At 34.0% G+C, this 18,841-nt stretch carries 20 protein-coding genes; 6 read left to right on the forward strand and 14 right to left on the reverse strand.

Annotated elements, in window-relative coordinates:
* From KQA_RS18705 to KQA_RS0207645, 4 genes are all read right to left on the reverse strand, one after another.
* On the reverse strand, positions 1-441 hold a 441-nt coding region (locus KQA_RS18705; protein WP_010179718.1), incomplete at its 3' end, for an outer membrane beta-barrel protein.
* A 46-nt stretch (positions 442-487) separates the two neighbouring features.
* Complete coding sequence (locus KQA_RS0207635) at positions 488-1,297, reverse strand: DNA/RNA non-specific endonuclease (RefSeq protein ID WP_010179720.1); 810 nt, start codon at positions 1,295-1,297, stop codon at positions 488-490.
* A gap of 151 nt (positions 1,298-1,448) precedes the next feature.
* Entirely contained in the window at positions 1,449-2,561 is a 1,113-nt protein-coding gene (locus KQA_RS0207640) for an ABC transporter permease (protein ID WP_010179722.1), read from the reverse strand.
* Positions 2,562-2,566: 5 nt separating this feature from the next.
* On the reverse strand, positions 2,567-4,696 hold the full coding sequence (locus tag KQA_RS0207645) for a carboxy terminal-processing peptidase (RefSeq protein WP_010179724.1): 2,130 nt from the start codon (positions 4,694-4,696) through the stop codon (positions 2,567-2,569).
* Positions 4,697-5,065: 369 nt separating this feature from the next.
* On the opposite strand from KQA_RS0207645, the gene surE reads away from it, so the two are divergent.
* Genes surE through KQA_RS0207670 form a run of 5 tightly spaced genes read left to right on the forward strand, consistent with a single transcriptional unit; the run spans position 5,066 to position 8,126 of the window.
* The gene (gene surE, locus KQA_RS0207650; protein WP_010179726.1) at positions 5,066-5,848 is read left to right on the forward strand and encodes a 5'/3'-nucleotidase SurE; all 783 of its coding nucleotides are present in this window, start codon (positions 5,066-5,068) and stop codon (positions 5,846-5,848) included.
* On the forward strand, positions 5,841-6,131 hold the full coding sequence (locus tag KQA_RS0207655; RefSeq protein ID WP_010179728.1) for a hypothetical protein: 291 nt from the start codon (positions 5,841-5,843) through the stop codon (positions 6,129-6,131). Before surE ends, KQA_RS0207655 begins: the two co-directional genes overlap by 8 nt.
* A 4-nt stretch (positions 6,132-6,135) precedes the next feature.
* A complete protein-coding gene (gene lpxB, locus KQA_RS0207660; RefSeq protein ID WP_010179730.1) occupies positions 6,136-7,245 on the forward strand; it encodes a lipid-A-disaccharide synthase in 1,110 nt (369 codons plus the stop codon).
* Entirely contained in the window at positions 7,242-7,733 is a 492-nt protein-coding gene (locus KQA_RS0207665; protein ID WP_010179732.1) for a C40 family peptidase, read from the forward strand. Before lpxB ends, KQA_RS0207665 begins: the two co-directional genes overlap by 4 nt.
* 24 nt (positions 7,734-7,757) lie before the next feature.
* Complete coding sequence (locus tag KQA_RS0207670; protein WP_010179734.1) at positions 7,758-8,126, forward strand: methylglyoxal synthase; 369 nt, start codon at positions 7,758-7,760, stop codon at positions 8,124-8,126.
* Positions 8,127-8,260: 134 nt separating this feature from the next.
* On the opposite strand, the gene KQA_RS0207675 is transcribed toward KQA_RS0207670, so the two are convergent.
* Together KQA_RS0207675 and KQA_RS0207680 are read right to left on the reverse strand one after the other, a co-directional pair.
* Positions 8,261-8,746: a hypothetical protein gene (locus KQA_RS0207675; RefSeq protein ID WP_010179736.1), complete on the reverse strand. Its 486-nt coding sequence runs from the start codon at positions 8,744-8,746 to the stop codon at positions 8,261-8,263.
* Between the two features lie 153 nt (positions 8,747-8,899).
* Positions 8,900-9,283, reverse strand: a complete 384-nt coding sequence (locus KQA_RS0207680; protein WP_010179738.1) for a hypothetical protein — start codon at positions 9,281-9,283, stop codon at positions 8,900-8,902.
* 111 nt (positions 9,284-9,394) lie between these two features.
* Here KQA_RS0207680 and KQA_RS0207685 point away from each other — a divergent pair, with 111 nt between their 5' ends.
* A complete protein-coding gene (locus tag KQA_RS0207685) occupies positions 9,395-10,165 on the forward strand; it encodes an XRE family transcriptional regulator (protein WP_010179740.1) in 771 nt (256 codons plus the stop codon).
* Positions 10,166-10,244: 79 nt separating this feature from the next.
* Here KQA_RS0207685 and KQA_RS0207690 read toward each other — a convergent pair whose 3' ends face one another.
* From KQA_RS0207690 to sov, 8 genes are all read right to left on the reverse strand, one after another.
* The gene (locus tag KQA_RS0207690) at positions 10,245-10,601 is read right to left on the reverse strand and encodes a cytochrome C oxidase subunit IV family protein (protein ID WP_010179741.1); all 357 of its coding nucleotides are present in this window, start codon (positions 10,599-10,601) and stop codon (positions 10,245-10,247) included.
* Between the two features lie 27 nt (positions 10,602-10,628).
* Positions 10,629-11,609, reverse strand: a complete 981-nt coding sequence (locus tag KQA_RS0207695; RefSeq protein WP_010179744.1) for a cytochrome c oxidase subunit 3 — start codon at positions 11,607-11,609, stop codon at positions 10,629-10,631.
* Positions 11,610-11,663: 54 nt separating this feature from the next.
* Positions 11,664-12,245 (reverse strand): cytochrome c oxidase subunit 3, encoded by a 582-nt coding sequence (locus KQA_RS0207700; protein WP_010179747.1) that lies wholly within the window; start codon positions 12,243-12,245, stop codon positions 11,664-11,666.
* Entirely contained in the window at positions 12,236-13,138 is a 903-nt protein-coding gene (gene cyoE / locus KQA_RS0207705) for a heme o synthase (protein ID WP_010179749.1), read from the reverse strand. The genes KQA_RS0207700 and cyoE overlap by 10 nt, the downstream gene beginning before the upstream one ends.
* A gap of 323 nt (positions 13,139-13,461) precedes the next feature.
* Positions 13,462-14,199 carry an energy transducer TonB gene (locus KQA_RS0207710; protein WP_010179751.1) on the reverse strand — a complete coding sequence of 246 codons (738 nt, stop codon included), beginning with the start codon at positions 14,197-14,199 and terminating at the stop codon, positions 13,462-13,464.
* A gap of 57 nt (positions 14,200-14,256) precedes the next feature.
* A complete protein-coding gene (locus tag KQA_RS0207715) occupies positions 14,257-14,658 on the reverse strand; it encodes a VanZ family protein (protein WP_010179753.1) in 402 nt (133 codons plus the stop codon).
* Positions 14,651-15,031, reverse strand: a complete 381-nt coding sequence (gcvH, locus tag KQA_RS0207720) for a glycine cleavage system protein GcvH (RefSeq protein ID WP_010179755.1) — start codon at positions 15,029-15,031, stop codon at positions 14,651-14,653. Before gcvH ends, KQA_RS0207715 begins: the two co-directional genes overlap by 8 nt.
* A 213-nt stretch (positions 15,032-15,244) precedes the next feature.
* Positions 15,245-18,841: T9SS outer membrane translocon Sov/SprA (sov, locus tag KQA_RS20715; protein WP_010179757.1), on the reverse strand; the 3,597-nt coding region annotated here is incomplete at its 5' end.

Consider the following 18,841-nt stretch of genomic DNA (forward strand, 5'->3'; position numbering starts at 1 on the left):
ATACCAACCTCCAAAAACGAAGCCAAAATCAATTCTTCTGATTTGATTATTGATTCTCCCTCTACCATCATCAACTCTAGCACTTAACAATAGTGATGGCTGTATCCCAGCAATTGCTTTAAATCTTTCTGCCAATTCATAAGTAGCTAATAACGGAAAATCCATATAAATACTTCTGTATCCACCAGAACTGGTTCCTTTTACTGAAAATAGGTGTAATTCCGGACGGAATCCAAAACTATTCTGCAAATCAAATTGAGCATAGCCTCCTAAATGTAACCCAACTCGAAGACCATTATTATTGCTGGCATCTGCCCCCACAACATTAGCCAAATTAAAACCTCCAATACCTCCTAATTCAAAATCAGGACTTGTTTTAACTTGAGCTTTTAGGGTAGTTAATGACAAAAAAGCTGTTATAAAAAATATAAAAATACGCATGTGTATAGTGTTTCACGTATAACCCATACGACACCTATTTATTATACTACAGTAGCCATAAACTTACATTTTTATTAGACTCCAATTTAGCCTCAACACCATCAGGAAGTTTCGAAAAAAAATCGACTCCCAACAAGGCTTCTAATTGATCCGCTGTTACTACAAATTGTTTCAGCTTTCGCGAAGTGGTATTGTGGGGAATTAGAAAAGCAATCATTTTAGGAGCTCCTTTTCCATACTTTAGCACTACTTTATAAAAATGGGTAGGTACAGTTACTTGCTCACTACCAATGGTTTTTTTCGACTTTCCAAAAACCGGCCCAGTAACCACAAATAACTGCTTATCCTTTTTTAACCAATAACGCACTTTTTTTTCAAGATCATTCCATATACCGGAATTAAACTCATGCTTCTGTGGTGATATATTTGAAGTTAAAAAAGTTTCATCGTGGGCTTTTTTATCAAACCGACGATCAGCCGCAGGACATAAATGTCCGCGATCATAACCAGAATTTTTATAATTACGCCAACTTGCAGAATTCGTTTTCACTAATGGGTCTACCTGAAAATAAGGTCTTTTAAAATCATTATAAGCGGTGTGTTTTTTAAGCAACTCATAGGCCACCCATTCCGCCTGTTCATGTTTTTCATTATATGACAACGTATAATAAGCATGTTTAACTACCTGCCCTGTCGTAGATGTTGGCAAATAATTAAAAACTGCACCAGCATTTGCTGCATCATTATGAGTTTCCTTTCGATAATCATTATAATAATCCGAATCTAACTTTTTTTCAATAAAATAAAAAGCAATACTAACCACTGCTAAAAGTATAGGGTATAAATATTTCTTCATTTTGTTTAACGACTTATAAAATTAAATAATACCATTTCCTGTTTGAAATTACTGTAGAAGAAATTAATGTCTCTTTGGGAAATAAACTTGAGTTAACCCCCCCCAACTCACAACCGACAACTGAAAACCGAAAACTGACAACTAATAATCATCAACTTTTAACATCCAAAGCATCTCTAATTCCGTTACCCAACAGCATAAAAGCCATAACCAGTAACATAATTGCGATACCTGGAGCAACAGCCAAATAAGCTTTTCCAAGAATAATATACGAATAATGATCTTTTATCATTGACCCCCAACTTGGTACGGGGGGTTGCGCTCCAATTCCCAAAAAGCTCAATCCACTTTCGATAAGAATTGCGCTAGCAAAATTGGCTGCCGCAATTACAATAACCGGCGCAATACTATTTGGTAGCACATGGTACCACAATGTACGTGCATGTGAATAACCTAAAGTAACTGCAGCGGTTACATATTGTTGTTGCTTAATACTTAACACCTGTCCACGAACTACCCGTGCTACTTCAACCCACATGGTTAAACCTACTGCAATATATACCTGCCACAAACCTTTTCCTAATGCCAATGTAATTGCAATAACTAATAGCAAAGTTGGAATTGACCAAACCACATTAATAACCCACATAATAACAGCATCAACAACTCCTCCAAAATATCCCGACAAAGCTCCCAACAGCACTCCAATTAGTAATGAAATTAGTACAGCAATAAAACCAATACTAAACGAAATTCGACTACCGACTAACAACCTACTCAATAAATCACGCCCATATTTATCTGTACCTAAAATAAAAGTATGCTCACGAGAATATCCCTTTTTGATACTATTTGGTGTACTTTCTTTAGGAAAACGACTCAGTTCAATTTCTTTTGGAACACCTTTTAATTCCTTATCACTTGTGTAAGGATGAACAATTACCGCTTTTTCTGTAAAAGCTAGTCGCTCATATGGGTATTCCCATGCACTATTTTTATTTCCGAAAAAAAATTTACTAATTAGTGATTGAGCTCTATTAGTTTCATTGGGCACACTCAAAATACCCACTTTAAAACCCGGAGGCTTTGAATGAATAGATAAGTGCATTTGATTTGCATTTTGTGAGTTATCTGGAGCTAAAACATAAGCAAATAAGGCAATTAATCCGCAAATCACTATAAGCCCTAAACTCAAAACGCTCCAAAAATTCCTTTTAAATTTTTGGAGCGCCAAACCACTTAACGAAGTTGTGGATTGATTCATTTAATTTATTTGTTTATAATTCCCGAAGTACTATTGTGATGTACTAATTGAATATCTCTTAACACGTTAACAGCCTCTTCTATATATACATCCTTTACTAGGTTTTCATGCCAACGTTTACGTTTTTCACCTAAAACAGAATCTTTTTCTATTAAAGAAATCTCATAAGGCAAGGAACTAAACTTTAAATTAGACTTGTACTCATCAATTTTTTCAAAGTACTCAATCTTATTTTCATTTTGCTCAATTTCATTTTTATATGTAGAAAACTTCATCGGAAACTTTAATATATTTCTACGATCTGCTACCCATTTGGCATTTTCTTCTATAAGCTGTAATTGGCTATTTTCTGCCATTCGCTGTTTACTCTTTTCTACTATTGCTTTATAATCCATTAAATTAGACCATAAATCATAATTTGCCGGAGCTATTTTATCCCAAGGCAGTGGGTTGTCTTGATCTTTTTCTCCAATATCAATATAGCTATATCTGTCTGGTACTACTACATCACTTTTAACTCCTTCTAATTGAGTGGAGCCTCCATTAACGCGATAAAATTTTTGAGTTGTTATTTTTAACGCCCCTAAATCTCCTACATCACTACTACGTAACCATCTATTTAGGTCCATTATATTTTGAACAGTTCCTTTTCCATAAGTTTGCTTACTACCGATTACAATAGCTCTACGGTAATCCTGCATTGCAGCTGCCAAAATTTCGGATGCCGAGGCTGAAAGTTCATTAACCATAATAACCAATGGACCATCCCATGTAATTGAGGCATCAGTATCCTTTAACACTTGTGGTTTACTTTCCTTAGCTTTTACTTGTACTACAGGTCCTTTTTTAATAAATAGACCCGCAATTTCAACTACTGTTTTTAATGATCCTCCTCCATTATTTCTCAAATCAATAACTAATCCGTCAATATTCTTTTCTTTTAAACGCTCAATCTCTTTTTCTACATCCAGTGCCGCATTACGCTGATTATAATCATCCATATTGAAATAAAACTTTGGCAAATTGACTAAACCAAACTTGCTTCCTCCTCTATCAATTAATGATGATTTAGCATAAGTTTCCTCAAGCTCTACCACATCCCTTGTAATTTCAACATTTTCAATACTCCCATCAACTCTACGTAACGTCAAAATTACTTTTGTTCCTTTTGGACCTTTAATTAAGCTTACCGCATCGTCTAAACGCATGCCGACTATACTCACTGGCTCTTCTTCATCTTCTTGCTTTACTTTTAAAATAATATCTCCTACTTCGACCTCTTCACCTCTCCAAGCTGGTCCACCTGATATCACTTCAACTATTTTAATATTTTCATTTTTCTTTTGCAAACGCGCTCCAATACCTTCTAACTTTCCAGACATTGAAATATCGAAACGATCTTTATCCTTAGGTGCAAAATAAAAAGTGTGCGGATCAAAAGATTCTACAATGGAATTTATGTAAACAGAAAACCAATCCTTTGCATCTAAATCATCAGTAAAATCAAAATATTCTTTAATCGAAGTTTTAGTTACTTCTCTTGCCTCTTCTTCCAGTTCAGCATCAGTTTTATCTTCACTCTTTACCTTGTTTTCCTTGTCTTGCTTTTGCTCTTCCAGCTTGTCATAATAAGTACTTAGCGTACTAAATTTTAATCGCTTGTACCATCTTTTACGCATTTCTCTTTTTGAAGATACATAAGACAATTTTTCATAATCTGTATCAATAGTCTCTTCCTCGTTAAAATCAAAAGGTTTTTTTAAAAGGTCACCATACAAAGCTTTCACTTCATTTACACGCATACTTAAACGATCATAGGTAAGGTTAAAAAATGTTAAATCCTTATCCCTAATTTGATCATCTATTAAGTTCTCATATTTCTTAAATTCTACAATATCCGAATCATAAAAATATCTTTTTTGTGGATCTAAAGCCTCTATATAATCTTCAAAAACCTCTTTTGAAAAACTATCGTCTATTTTTCGCGCATCAAAATGAGCCTTTTCTAACACAAACGATATTAAATCAATTAACAATTTATTTCGGTCAGGATCAGAATCACTTTTGGGCGTAAAACTACATGAGGCAACTCCTGCCATCACTCCAAGCAATAAAATTATTACACTTTTTTTCATCAATCTCTCTCTGTTTTATCCTAAGCTAATTAAAGCAAAGTAAATTTTCTGTAAATTAAAGTTAAATGTGAATATACAACTAATAATTGTGCCATTTTTCACACTTGTTATTAGTTTTTAATAAAAATCTATAAAATCATCAATTATAGCATTTATTGATGAGTCCTAAAATACTGTATGCTAATTTAATAATCAATAAATTGAAATCTCTCAATAAATAACCTATTCAAAACTTATACCATAAACAAGTAATATTTCCTTACAAGGGTCAAAATAATAGATTTGTTATATATATGACGCTCATTATAATTCGCCATTACACAAATCGAAGTAAAAAACTGTATTTTTACCACTCAACTAATTTTCATTATGAGCAAAAAAAGACCTTTAATATTAGTAACCAATGATGATGGTATAACAGCACCAGGTATACGTACTTTAATATCAATAATGAATAGTATTGGCGATGTATTAGTTGTGGCACCTGATAGCCCGCAAAGCGCCAAAGGTCATGCCATAACTATTAGCGAAACTTTATATTGTGATAAAATAGTTATTGACCCCGATGCTCCACAAGAAGAATATAGTTGTTCGGGCACCCCAGTTGATTGTGTTAAAATGGCCACACACGAAATTTTGAAACGTAAACCAGACTTGTGTGTAAGTGGAATCAATCATGGATCCAACGCTGCCATAAATGTCATTTATTCGGGAACCATGAGTGCTGCCGTTGAAGCGGGTATTGAAGGCATTCCAGCTATTGGGTTTTCATTACTTGACTATAGTATGAAAGCTGATTTCACTCATTGTCGCTCATTTATTTTATCAATTGTAAATCAAGTTTTACAAAATGGACTACCTAAAGGCGTGGTATTAAATGTGAACATACCGGTATTAAAAACTAGTGAAATAAAAGGCATCAAAGTATGCCGACAAGCTAATGCACATTGGGAAGAGGAATTTGATAAACGAACAAGCCCTATGGGCCGTGAATATTATTGGCTAACCGGAAAATTTGTAAATGAAGATAAAGGCGAAGACACAGATGAATGGGCTTTAGCAAATGGTTATATTTCTGTGGTTCCCACTCAATTTGACCTTACCGCACATCACTATATTCAAGAATTAAACACATGGAATTTAAATGAATAACAGCGCTATAAAACCTGTACTAACAGGAGTATTGGTTGGCTTTATTGCCACAGCATTAGGTAGCATTTTATGGATTATCGGTTTTTCGGACATGACTATAAAAACCACCATTGAAGCCGCTTTTGAAGAGAATGTAATTGGAGCAATTTTAGCTGCTGGTGCCTTACTTAACATCCCTGCCTTTTTTTTATTTTTAAAGCAGCATAAAAACTATCAAGCCAGAGGAGTAATGATTGCTACTTTTATTGTAGCTATATATATCGTTTATAAAAAGTTTGCTTAATATTATGAAGTATTACATTATCGCAGGAGAAGCTTCAGGAGATTTACACGGTTCTAATTTAATTAAAGAACTTAAAAAAGGGGATCCTTCTGCTGATATCAGATGCTGGGGTGGCGATTTAATGGAGGCTGCCGGTGGTTCTTTAGTGACACATTATAAAGAAAGAGCCTTTATGGGGTTTGCAGAAATTATTAAAAACCTTTTTAAAATTTTAGGCTTTATTAAATTTTGCAAAAAAGATATAGCTGTTTTTAAACCCGATGCGCTCATTTTTATTGATAACTCGGGTTTTAATTTAAGAATAGCCAAATGGGCTAAACCCAAAGGCTACAACACTCATTATTATATTAGCCCACAAGTATGGGCCTCACGTGCCAGCAGAGTAAAAACTATAAAAGCTACTGTTGACCACATGTATGTGATTCTACCTTTTGTGAAAGATTTTTACAATTCGTATAACTATCCCGTTCATTATGTAGGACACCCTTTAATTGATGCTATTGCTAATTTTCCAAAAATTGATGATCAAAAATTTAGAAATGAATTCAATTTAGATGAGCGCCCCGTTATTGCCCTATTACCAGGAAGTAGAAAACAAGAAATTACTAAAATGCTGGAAATCATGCTTAGCCTTCCAGATCATTACCCGCAATTTCAATTTGTTATTGCTGGCGCTCCTAGTCAAGAAGAAGCATTTTATAACAGTATTATTGGAAACAAATCTGTCACATTAATTCCTAATCGTACTTATGACATTCTAAGTATAGCTTATTCCGCTTTAGTAACATCGGGTACAGCTACATTGGAAACTGCACTATTCAAAGTTCCACAAGTAGTTTGTTACAAAGGAGGAGCTATTTCCTATGCTATTGCCAAAAAAATCATCAAATTAAAATACATTTCATTAGTAAATCTCGTTATGGATGCACCTGTTGTTAAAGAACTAATTCAACATGAATTTACGCCTTTAAATTTAAAAGCAGCATTTGACATTATATCTAATCCTGAAAAAAGAACTTCTTTATTTTTAAACTATTATGAATTAGAACTTAAATTAGGAAGCACAGGTGCAAGTAAAAAAACTGCCGATTTAATTATCAAATCTTTAAAATGAAAACAAAAGTATTCCTTCTAATTAGTCTCCTAATATCACTCACCTCATGTGGTTCATTAAAAAAAAGCAATTCTAGCCACAGAAAATCTTCTATTAATCCTAAAGCTATTCGCATAGTACAACATGCAAAAAGCTATATAGGCACACGCTACAAATACGGAGGTACTACCAAAAGAGGTATGGATTGTTCTGGTTTGGTATATACGTCCTTTGGCAAAGAAAACATTGTACTTCCTAGAACTTCTGCCGCCATGTCCACAAAAGGAAAACCAGTTAAACGACAACACATTAAAAAAGGGGATTTAGTTTTTTTTAAAACAGGAAAATCTTTTAAAAGAATCAACCATGTCGGAGTAGTTTCAAAAGTAAGCGAAAATACTATCTTTTTTATTCACTCCAGTAGTTCAAAAGGAGTTATAGAGTCCTCATTAAGCACAAATTATTGGGCTAAATCATTTAGATATGCCAAACGCATACTCCCGTTATAAGTTTAACACTAAGTATTCAAAAACATGACAATTGCAATTATAGCTCACGATGGTAAAAAAGCTGAAATGGTTCAGTTTTTAAATACACATAAAGATATACTTATAAAAAAAGAAGTAGATTTAATTTCAACAGGAACTACTGGTCAAAAAGCCATTAAAGCCGGATTCACAGTAAATGCCTTAAAGTCTGGACCACTTGGAGGTGATGCTCAGATTGCAGCTCTAGTTGCCGAAGACAAGGTTGATATGGTATTATTTTTTAGAGACCCCTTGGCAAAACACCCACATGAACCCGATATTTTTATGCTTATGCGTCTATGTGATGTTTACGATGTTCCCTTAGCTACAAACCCTGCTACCGCTAGCTTACTATTAAAAGGATCAAATATTTAATACAATTAACGAAAAAACATTTCGCATATAAATATCCACAAATCGTATAATACGATTGATTTATACATTCCATCTAAAACAAAAAAAAGACTGATTTAAAAATCAGTCTTTTTACTTATAATAGTTTACTACTATTAATGATCGTGACCGTGATCACCATGTAATTTATTAGCAGCATCTTTAGTTGCGTTAACAGCATTATTAGCAGCATCTTTGGTTGCATCAACAGCATTCCCTGCTGCATCCTTTGCAGAGTTTACAACATTACCAGCGGCATCTTTAGTTGCTTCAACTGCGTTTCCTGCTGCATCAATAGCATTTCCTGCTGCGTCCTTTGCAGAGTTCACAACATTACCAGCGGCATCTTTAGTTGCTTCAACCGCATTTCCTGCTGCATCTACAGCGTTACCAGCTGCATTTTTTGTTGCATCAGCAGCATTTTCAATAGCATTTCCTGCTACATCAACCGCATTTCCAGCTGCGTCTTTTGTAGCTTCTGCTGCATTTTCAACAGCGTTACCTACCTCTGAAGCAGCATTTTCTGCTTTTTTTGCAGTCTCTCTACATGAAGTTGCAAACATTAAAGATAATGCAGCTACTCCTAAAATTAATTTTTTCATAGGGTAAATGTTAGATATTAGTACTTCAAATATAACGTTTTTAAGAGCCAAAAATTTAACAAAAAACTAAAAAAAGCTACTTTTATCTACCAATAGCGTATTTCATCCACAAAATACACCTTTAAAAAAATATAACTGTTAAAATTCATCATTTTAGGCATTCATTTGTCGCTTTGTTTTTAAGAAAAGTTGACACTTTAAATAGCGAATAACCTCATCCGCATCAATGATCACTTGATAATCACTAACTACTAACTCCCTAACTCCTAAACATGAGGAATTATTAAGTTCTATTTGAGCTTGATTTTCTGTTTCTTCAAAAAAACATGAATAGGCTTTTACGCGTATCCCTAATTGCAATTCCTCTGAAAAAAGATCAAATTGACTCTTTAGATGTATATTATTTTTTTTGAAATCATAAATTGCTAATTCACTTTTTCCGATTCTATTTTCAAGCTTTACTAAAGCTTCTGAAACATTATTCAACGAATGCTTTACCTTTAATTCAACTGGATTTGGACACAATGCTACAGACATAAAAAGAATGATTATAATTGGATTTATTACAAATATATGGATTATTTCCAATTATTAAAGATTTAAACTTTTTTATTATTGGAATAAATCCAATTTTAGTATTTTAGTGTCATGGAAAATTCAAATACACTTGCCGCTAAAAGATTCAAACAAATACGTGAAAGCGAAGGTGCTACACAAAAGGAATTTGCAACGCAACTAGGAATTAAAAATAACATTGCCGATATAGAGCGTGGACGCACTAAAATAACCGGATATACACTTGTAAAACTGATACAACATTGTAACATTAATCCACTATGGTTGTATGGTTTTAGCGCTATAAAAAACGCTAATACCATTCAAAAAGACACGAGCCCTAAGCTTATCACTCTGAATTCTGAAAAAAACGAAAATATGATTCTTGTTGATGCCAAAGCTGCTGCTGGCTACCCAACTAATATTCAGGATAGGCATTGGTTTACAGAATTACCTGCATTTGATTTTCCATTACCTCAATATAGAAATGCTACTTTTAGAGGCTTTCAAGTACAAGGAGATAGCATGTATCCTCATTTAAAACCTAACGAATGGGTAATTGCTAAGGCTACTGATTCCATTAATAACTTAAGTAACCAACGTATTTGTGTGGTTGTTTTAAAAGACAGTGTACTTGTAAAAGAACTCCACAAACAAACTGATCATACTAGCATTAAATTGATCTCACTAAACCCTTCCTACCCTGAAATAAACATTGATATCAATGATATACAAGAAGTATGGGAAGTGACCAGTAAACTCAGTTTTGATATTCACTCTATTGGAGAAACAGCCACTATTCACGAACTTCAACTAGCCATGCAACGATTAACTAATGAAGTGAACAATTTAAAAAATAATTAAGCACGAAAATGACTACAAAAAAAAGCTACCTCACATAATGAGATAGCTTTTTTTTATAAAATATTTTATATAATTTGGATTAAAAATCCCAACTTTTGTAACCGCTTTTGTATACTTCAAATACATAATCCCCTTCTGTCAACAGAATAAACATTAGGTAACATATCAAAAAGATCCCTGTCCAAACAACAGACCTACGTAAGCCTTTGGTTTCTCCCTCCATGTGCATAAATGCCCAAGTAATTAAATACGCCTTATATAATGTTAAAATAATAAATATCCAGTTTAACAATTTCATAAATGCCACTTTAGCATTTAAAGCTTCAGGCTTTATAATACCTAAAATAACCTCAACAATTGTTACTATTGATAATATGGTGAATACTTTCCAAATTCTTTTTGTATTCGATTCGTGATGTCCTATTTCGTGTGCCATGATGACTTCCCTTAAAAAACTTTATTATTAAACTAGGTAAAAGAATGTAAATACAAATACCCAAACTAGATCGACAAAGTGCCAGTATAACCCCACTTTTTCAACCATCTCATAACTCTTACGCTTTTCATACGTCCCTAATAATACATTAAAGAAAATAATGATATTAAGTACAATACCTGAAAATACGTGGAAACCGTGGAAACCAGTAATGAAAAAGAAAAAGTTGGCAAACAATGTACTTCCATACTCATTCTTTATCAAGTTCGCGCCTTCAACTACACCAACAGCACTGTTCGTTAATTTATCCATTGAAGCTGCTCTAGACAAGACTGTCTTTTCACCTTCTTCAGTAAGTATTTGTGTTCTTATTAATAAATCAGAACGTTTCTTAAAACCTGCTATAACATCTTGAACAGTATATGTTGGTAATTCTTTCTCACCTTCATACCACAGTCCATTTTTACGTTGATGCTGTACTCTTTCTGCAGGAGCCGCAGTTACAAAATCAGCTAATTTTACACGATGTCCATCTTTATCAACAAACTGTAAAATTTGACCTCCTTTGGTTTCAATTGCACCGTATTCTCCTTTAATAAAGTTTTTCCACTCCCATGCTTGAGAACCAACGAATATAATACCCCCTATAATAGTTAAAAACATATAGATCGCTACCTTATTCTTTTTCATTTGATGACCTGCATCCACAGCTAGCACCATAGTTACAGAAGAGAAAATAAGAATAAACGTCATTAAAGCCACATAATACATTGGTGCATCTACGCCATGCAAAAATGGGAAGTGATTAAACACCTCATCGGCAATTGGCCATGAATTTATAAATTTAAATCTTGAAAAACCATAAGCAGCTAAAAATCCTGAAAATGTTAAGGCATCAGATAATATGAAGAACCACATCATCATTTTACCATAGCTCACTTTTAAGGGCTGACTATCGCCTCCCCAAGCGTTACCTTCAGTACCTGTTTTAATAACAGTTGTATCCATAAGTAATATTACTAGTTATATTAGTTAATTATTCGACAAAAGTAAGGAAATTTATTATCTCATGAAATATAAAAAGCAAAAGAGACATACCCATAATACATCTACAAAATGCCAATACATTCCTGCTAAAGTAATTCCTAAATGATTGTTTTTACTATACTTATCCTTTAAATGATTTTTTACAGTAACCGTAAGCACCAATAAACCACCTAAAATATGTAACAAATGCACAAAAACAATAATATAAATAAACGATGTTTTCACGTTTGAAGCACCTCCTGTTGGATGTAAATTCAAATTTAAAATTTCACCAAAACCTTTAAATTGTAACCACACAAACAACACACCAGTAACAAAAGTGGCAAATAACATTGTTGTTGCTAATTGTTTTTGTTCGTTTATAACTGCCTTTTTAGCTAAGTAAAAACAAATACTGCTTAAAAAAATAGTAGCTAAACTTATCACAAATACATTTGGCAACTGAAAGTCTACTAACCAGTCCTCACGTTTACTACTCACAATATACGCACTTAACAAACCTGCAAAGGTCATAAACATGCTAATCATAGCAAACCACATCATGCTAATTTTGGCGCGTTCATTTTTTTCTTGAAATGTTCCTTCTGTTAAATCCATTGCGTTATAAATTTATCGGCTACATAAATTATTTGTAGCACACTTATATAAAGTACACTTACCAACATTAGCTTTTTTGCAGCTTGTTCTGTTCGTACCTTATATAAATTAATTGCCTCCTTAAGCATATACATCCCTAGTGCAAATACTAAAATTCCAGATACCACACTTATTTCCAAGGCTCCCGTTTTTCCAAAAACTGGAATTAATGAACAGGCTATGGTCCAAATGGTATAAATGATTATTTGTACTGCAGTAGTCTTATCTTTTTTTCCTGTGGGAAGCATAAAAAAACCTCCTTTTTTATAATCATCAAACAGAAACCAGCCTATAGCCCAAAAATGAGGGAATTGCCAAAAAAACTGAATCATAAATAAGGTCCCTGGTTCTATTCCAAATTCGCCCGTAGCGGCTACCCAACCTAACATAAAGGGAATAGCTCCTGGTATAGCGCCAACAAAAACAGCTAAAGGTGTTTTCGTTTTTAATGGCGTATATAAACTAACATAACAGAATATAGAAATTGCCCCAAACATGGCTGTTTTGGGATTCAAATAATACAATAATGTCAAGCCTACTATGGTAAGTATAACCGCTATTGTAAAAGCCGTATTTACAGACATTCTCCCCGAAGGAATGGGTCTGTTTTTTGTGCGCTTCATTAAAACATCTAAATCGCGTTCAATAATTTGATTAAATGCATTGGAAGCACCTACCATACAATAACCCCCTATGGCCAAAATAAACAACTCTAAAAAAATCACCGTATCGGCTGCAAGTAAATAACCCGCAACAGCAGAAAAAACTACACTTATCGCTAAACGAACTTTAGTTATTTCTTTAAAATCTGCTCCAAAAGAGACTTTGGCTTCTTGAATTTCTACAACACTCAAAATAGGCGAATATTTGGTCTTTTTTTTGAGGTGCAAAGATAGCCTATAAAAACCTTACCTACAATATTTCTCACAGGTATTAACAATTGTAGTATATAATACGAACTACCACTTAAAACAAACTAATTTTAACCCATCGACTTTACACAGTAAATACTTGACTTCTGATTCCCCACTGCCTTACTGTTTATACTAGATTACAGCAATTATTTAAGAAGACTAGTTTACTTTCCCAACTCATTTTAATTTATAAAATCATAGCAAATAAAAAAAGACCATCTTTACAGATAGTCTTTCTTTATATTCAATGAGAAGACAGTTAATTAATCCTCCACTCTAAATGTGATTGGCAAATTATACAATACACCAACTGTTTTATCTCTTTGTTTACCCGGTTTCATTTTAGGCAATAAAGAAACTACTCTTTGTGCTTCTTTCATTAACCTTGGGTGTGGTGCTCTTGCTCTTACATCAACAATATCACCTTTTTTATCAATTTTGAACATTACAAAAATACGTTGTACTCCAGAAAGACCTAACTCTGAACCAAGATCCGTATTAAACTTTCTGTTTACAAATTTCTGTATCTTCTTTTCCATACAAGCCTTTTTGGCTGCATTTCCGCGTTCTTTTTCACAACCAGGAAACGTAGGTGACTCAGAAATTAAAGCAAATGGAACATCACCGATTTCCTCTTCTCCATCACCTTCATCGGCTGTAAAGTCAGGAACTTCATCTGGAATATCTTCTTCCTCTTCCACATCAGTTTCTTCAAAAACAGTTTCTGGTTCTGGTTCTTTATCATCGATCACTTCAATAATTTCAATTGATGGTGGCGGTGGTGGCGGTGGTGGCGGTTTTCTAAAAACCATTTTTGTAATCGGAATATCTTCCTCTTCTTCAACAACAAGTTCAAAGTCTTCCTCTTCTATTATTTGACGGTCGTAGGTTTTGTATTCAATACCTCCCCATGTCAATAACAAAACCAATATTAAACCTACTTGAAAAAAGAGCGTACTCTTGCTTCTTAGGTCAGCTTTTGGATTCTTTTTTAAATTCATAAGATCTATTCGTTAGTCGTGAGTAAAAATAGCTAATTTATTAAGGAATAAAAAAATCTAAAACCCACTTTTTTTCATTAAACTGAAATATTTTAATGATAATCGCATTATTAACAAGCCAAATGCAGCTCCAACTGTATTTGCTAACATATCAAACACATCAAATTGCCTGTAGGATGTTAATAACCATTGTGCGATTTCCATAAGCACTCCTAAAACTACTCCTAAAAAAAAAGCTTTGATTAGTTGCTTTATAAAATTGGCTTTTGACTCAATTTCTAATCTACTACTTAAATAAGCTCCCCATATAATTACAAATAACATATAGGCTATTGCATGCGCATATTTATCACTATTAGGTACTTTACCCGGTAACACTCCAATAACAAATTTTGATAAAGATGCTACTAAAATAAATACCACATAGGCATAAGCCACAAAAGCCAATGCTTTACGCATTTACCAATGCTTTATAATCATCAGCAGACATTAATCCCTCTATTTGACTTGTATCGCTAATTTTCAACTTAATCATCCAGCCTTTCCCATAAGGATCTGTATTCACAAGTTCAGGGTCATCTTCTAGCCCTTCATTAAATTCTATAATTTCTCCCGAAAGAGGCAAAAACAAATCTGACACTGTTTTCACCGCCTCAACACTTCCAAAAACTTCATCTTGATCCAAAGTCTCATCAAGTGTTTCTACTTCCACATATACAATATCACCTAGTTCACTTTGCGCAAAATCAGTTATCCCAATGGTCGCAACATCACCATCAATACTTACCCATTCGTGTTCCTTTGTATACTTTAATTCTGAAGGAAATTCCATAAAATACTTTAATTTATTTTCAATATTATTTTTCTATACATCAACAAATGACAAACATTTGTTCCCACTTAGTCGATACTGCAAATTAAACATTAATATAATTTATTCAATTAACTATTTCATTTTTTTAAGAAAATTGATTCCCTTATACTATTCGATTCCGTACTGTCAAAAAAGTAAATCCTCCTGTAAATACTAATTGAAAGCTACATGTTAATTCCCAAAGTTATACCTTAATGTAAATCCACTTCGAATGTTTGTTTGTGGGAAAGCTGTAGATACAGAAAACTGAGAGAAGGTATGATCGTAAAAGAATAAAGCGGTTAAGTTTTTACTCAAAGCATAATCGGCAGTCAATCTCAAACTATAAATATCCTGACCCGAAGTTACCTGACTATTGTCCACTTCTAAATTTCTAATCACTGTTTCATTTTGACGTAATGATAAATCTGCCTTTAAATTCAAATCACTTTTTATTACCCTTCTTCTTCCACTTGTACTCCCTAAACGGGTTGCAAATGAAATATCCTTTACACGGTAACCTAGCCCTATTACATACTCATTCCCTCTAACTTCGGTTAACAAACTATTATCAAAACTAAATGACAAAGCACGGTCTCTTCTTATTTCGGTAGAGACTTTGATGGAGCTTTTGGTTTCTAAATCAACTTTCAACAAAGGGCTAAACTGCTCAGTCAAATTCACATTTCCAAAAAGCAATTCATTTTTCACATTTCCTCCTTGATCTAATCGTTCCGCACCAACATCGTTAGCATTAAATTCTAAATTAGACTGGAAACGATTCACCGTAAAGTCCGAGCGATAACCGTGTGCCAATGAAAAACGTTTAAAACGTTTTTTAAACCACTTCATTTTCATAAACCCAGTGTACTTCATACTCCAATTAGGCAAAGGCACATCTCTAAAAGCTCCTAGGCTAATATTATCGGCACTTTTACCCGAATATGCTGCCAAAAATGCAGGCAACAACACTGCTTGATTATTTGGACCATAACCCTCAGGATAAACGGTGTCATTCCCTTCAGCATCTTTTGCTCTTGGCGTATTTGGCCCAGCCAATCTGTTTGCTATTTTCAGCCTATTCGCTTTAAATTCTTCAAATGCTTGTGAGGTATTTTCATCACTTTTTTGAAATGCCGTTCTAATCAATACCGTTGAAATACTATAGTTCCCATACGTATTAGGAGTAAGTGAATTATACTCAAACTGTCCATCTATGATCTCATCCACTCTATAATTTTCGGTATAGGTACTTGACTTAGCCCTGTTAGCTGTAATATCAATTTTAAAATTCTTAAAAGGCTCCACCGTACCTTGAATATCTAAGGTGTTTGCTGTTCTATTTTGATATTGCTGATTAAATTCATCATAAAAAGTTAACCAACCCCTACGAGCTGCTTCCTGTCTTACATCGGCCTGACCTCCAAAAACAAAACCAGACGAAGGTTTTAAAGTTCCAAGAAAACCAATATCATTCGTATAACCAGGCAATACCGTTCCCGAATCATTTTGGAAATTAATATTTAACCTTTTTAATGAAGTTACAATCCCTACACCTGCATTGTAAATCTTATTTTTAGTACTTAAATTTTTCGAGTTAATTTTTTTACGACTCGCAATAGTTCTAGGAGCCACTTTTACATTAGCCACACCTAATGAATCCTTTTTCTTCTTTTTACGTTTCTTTTTCTTTTGGTTTGATGTCTTTTTAACTAAACCAATACCCTTGTAAAATTTAGATAGATCCAATGAAGTGTTTAAACGGTGTACACTAGAATTCTGGATGGTATTTCCTTGATCTGGAATAGCCACTTGTACTTCTACTTGTTCTCCAGTCACTGGGTCTCTTTCTATTTCGGTTTCGGTCAAACTTCTAAAAATATCACTCCCCTTTTGCCATTGAAAGTTCCCTGTATAGGAATACGCTGATTTTATAAAGGCTAAAGCTGGAAACTTTTTAAAAGGCAGCTCGTAATTGGCTTGCAAACTTTGATTATGATTGTTAGGATCACCAATATTTGTTAATCCATCCCAAATTCCAATATTGTCTATTACATTATTATCCGCATCTAAATAGTTTCGTACAATTCGATTTACCGAAGAGGTAAAGTTAAAATTAAACGACTTGGTTAAATTGTAATTTAATGCGTACTGCCAATCGAACAAGAAATTACGTTGCTTTAGTGCTGGTATTTCAATACTCCCAGGGGTTAGAGAAATATCTCTAAATTTCTGACTATTAAAGCGTCTATTTAAACCCGAAGTAACACTTATATTTGTTGGTAATGGATTAAAATTAATATCCTTTAAAAACTTCAAATGTTTTGATTTACTTAACAATTTCACTTTTTTAAGTGGTTCAATATTCCACGGCACAAAGCTGTAATTGTAAGTTGCAGTTGCATTAAAACTTTGATCTAATGATTTTTCAATTTCAAAATCACGGTGATCTGTTTGGTTATAAGTAGTAGAAAAACTTAAGTTTTCGATATCATAAGGCATAGGCTTCTTTTCGCCCACACGTTCTTTACGCAATCCAATTAAACTAATACTTTGTCTTTTGGTATAATCTGTAGAACGCTCTTCAACTTCATCCCTATTTGCTCCAGCGCTATTCAACACATCTTCCAATAATAAATCTTGATCCAGAGGGTCATATTGCGGCGTAATTAACTCCTCACCTCTACTGTAAGTCACCGGAATTTGGAAGCCCCATTTTTTAGGAAACAATTGTCCTAACTGCACACTTGTAGTAAAATCATATTGCTTAAGATCATCGGTACTACGCTCATTAGGACCTTGCTCTACACCTCCAAAACCAATAGTACTCAATCGACCCGAAGCAGTAATATTAGCAAAATCAGCAATATTGGTATCTACATTAGCTACAGCTGCCCAACCTCCTTGGTTTCGAAGTCCACTCAGGCGCATTTCATTAAACCATACTTGAGCGCTTCTGTTATTAGAAGCATTATTTGCCGCTAAATTATTCTTTACCCCCAACATCAATACCCGTACGTTTCCAAAACTAGGGTTTCCTTTGATTCCAATTTTCAGCTCACCTAAACCAACTCTGTCAGTTTCGCTAATACGGTCAAAATTTTGATTAAAAAACAATAAATTTTGACGCTCAATAGCCGTTAATGATTTTACCCTTGCCTTAATTTTTTGCAATAAATCTAATGGCAAATCAAAATTATTCGCCTCAGGCCATAACTGACTTTGAGAGACTCCTTGACTCACTGTCAAAGGAAGTTCTATTTGATAAAAATTATCGGTAAAATCATTACCTATACGCACTATCGCACTAACCTCTCCACTTTGAAGAATGTCTTGACCTGGTAAATCTTCAGCATGAATAAATAATTCTAAATTTTCATACTGTCGCATGTCTATATTAAAATTATTGAATACTGCCCTACCATCTTGTCCTTCTAGCTGATCAACCGTTAAGGCTAATGAGCGTTCATCTTGCGACAAAATCGTGTTGTTATTATTTAACTGCTCCCTAACAATCCCTGGAGGAGTTTTATAGTCTGGATTCTCTTCAATACTTACCGATGATGCTGTAAACTGCGTTGGATCAACCGCACCATCCGCCAAGCCTTCTCTACTCACGTTCAAGCCTTCGGTATCAATTCCATTTTGCGAAACCACATCATACCTTCGGTAATTACTCCTTACCAAATCCAATGTCCCTAAACGCAACAATGTTTCCTCCTGAAATCCAGTTACATACATACGCATAAAACGCGATGAACGCAAATCGGTGGCTCCTCCACGCTCTTC

The organism is Aquimarina agarilytica ZC1 (assembly GCF_000255455.1).
Classification (GTDB): domain Bacteria; phylum Bacteroidota; class Bacteroidia; order Flavobacteriales; family Flavobacteriaceae; genus Aquimarina; species Aquimarina agarilytica.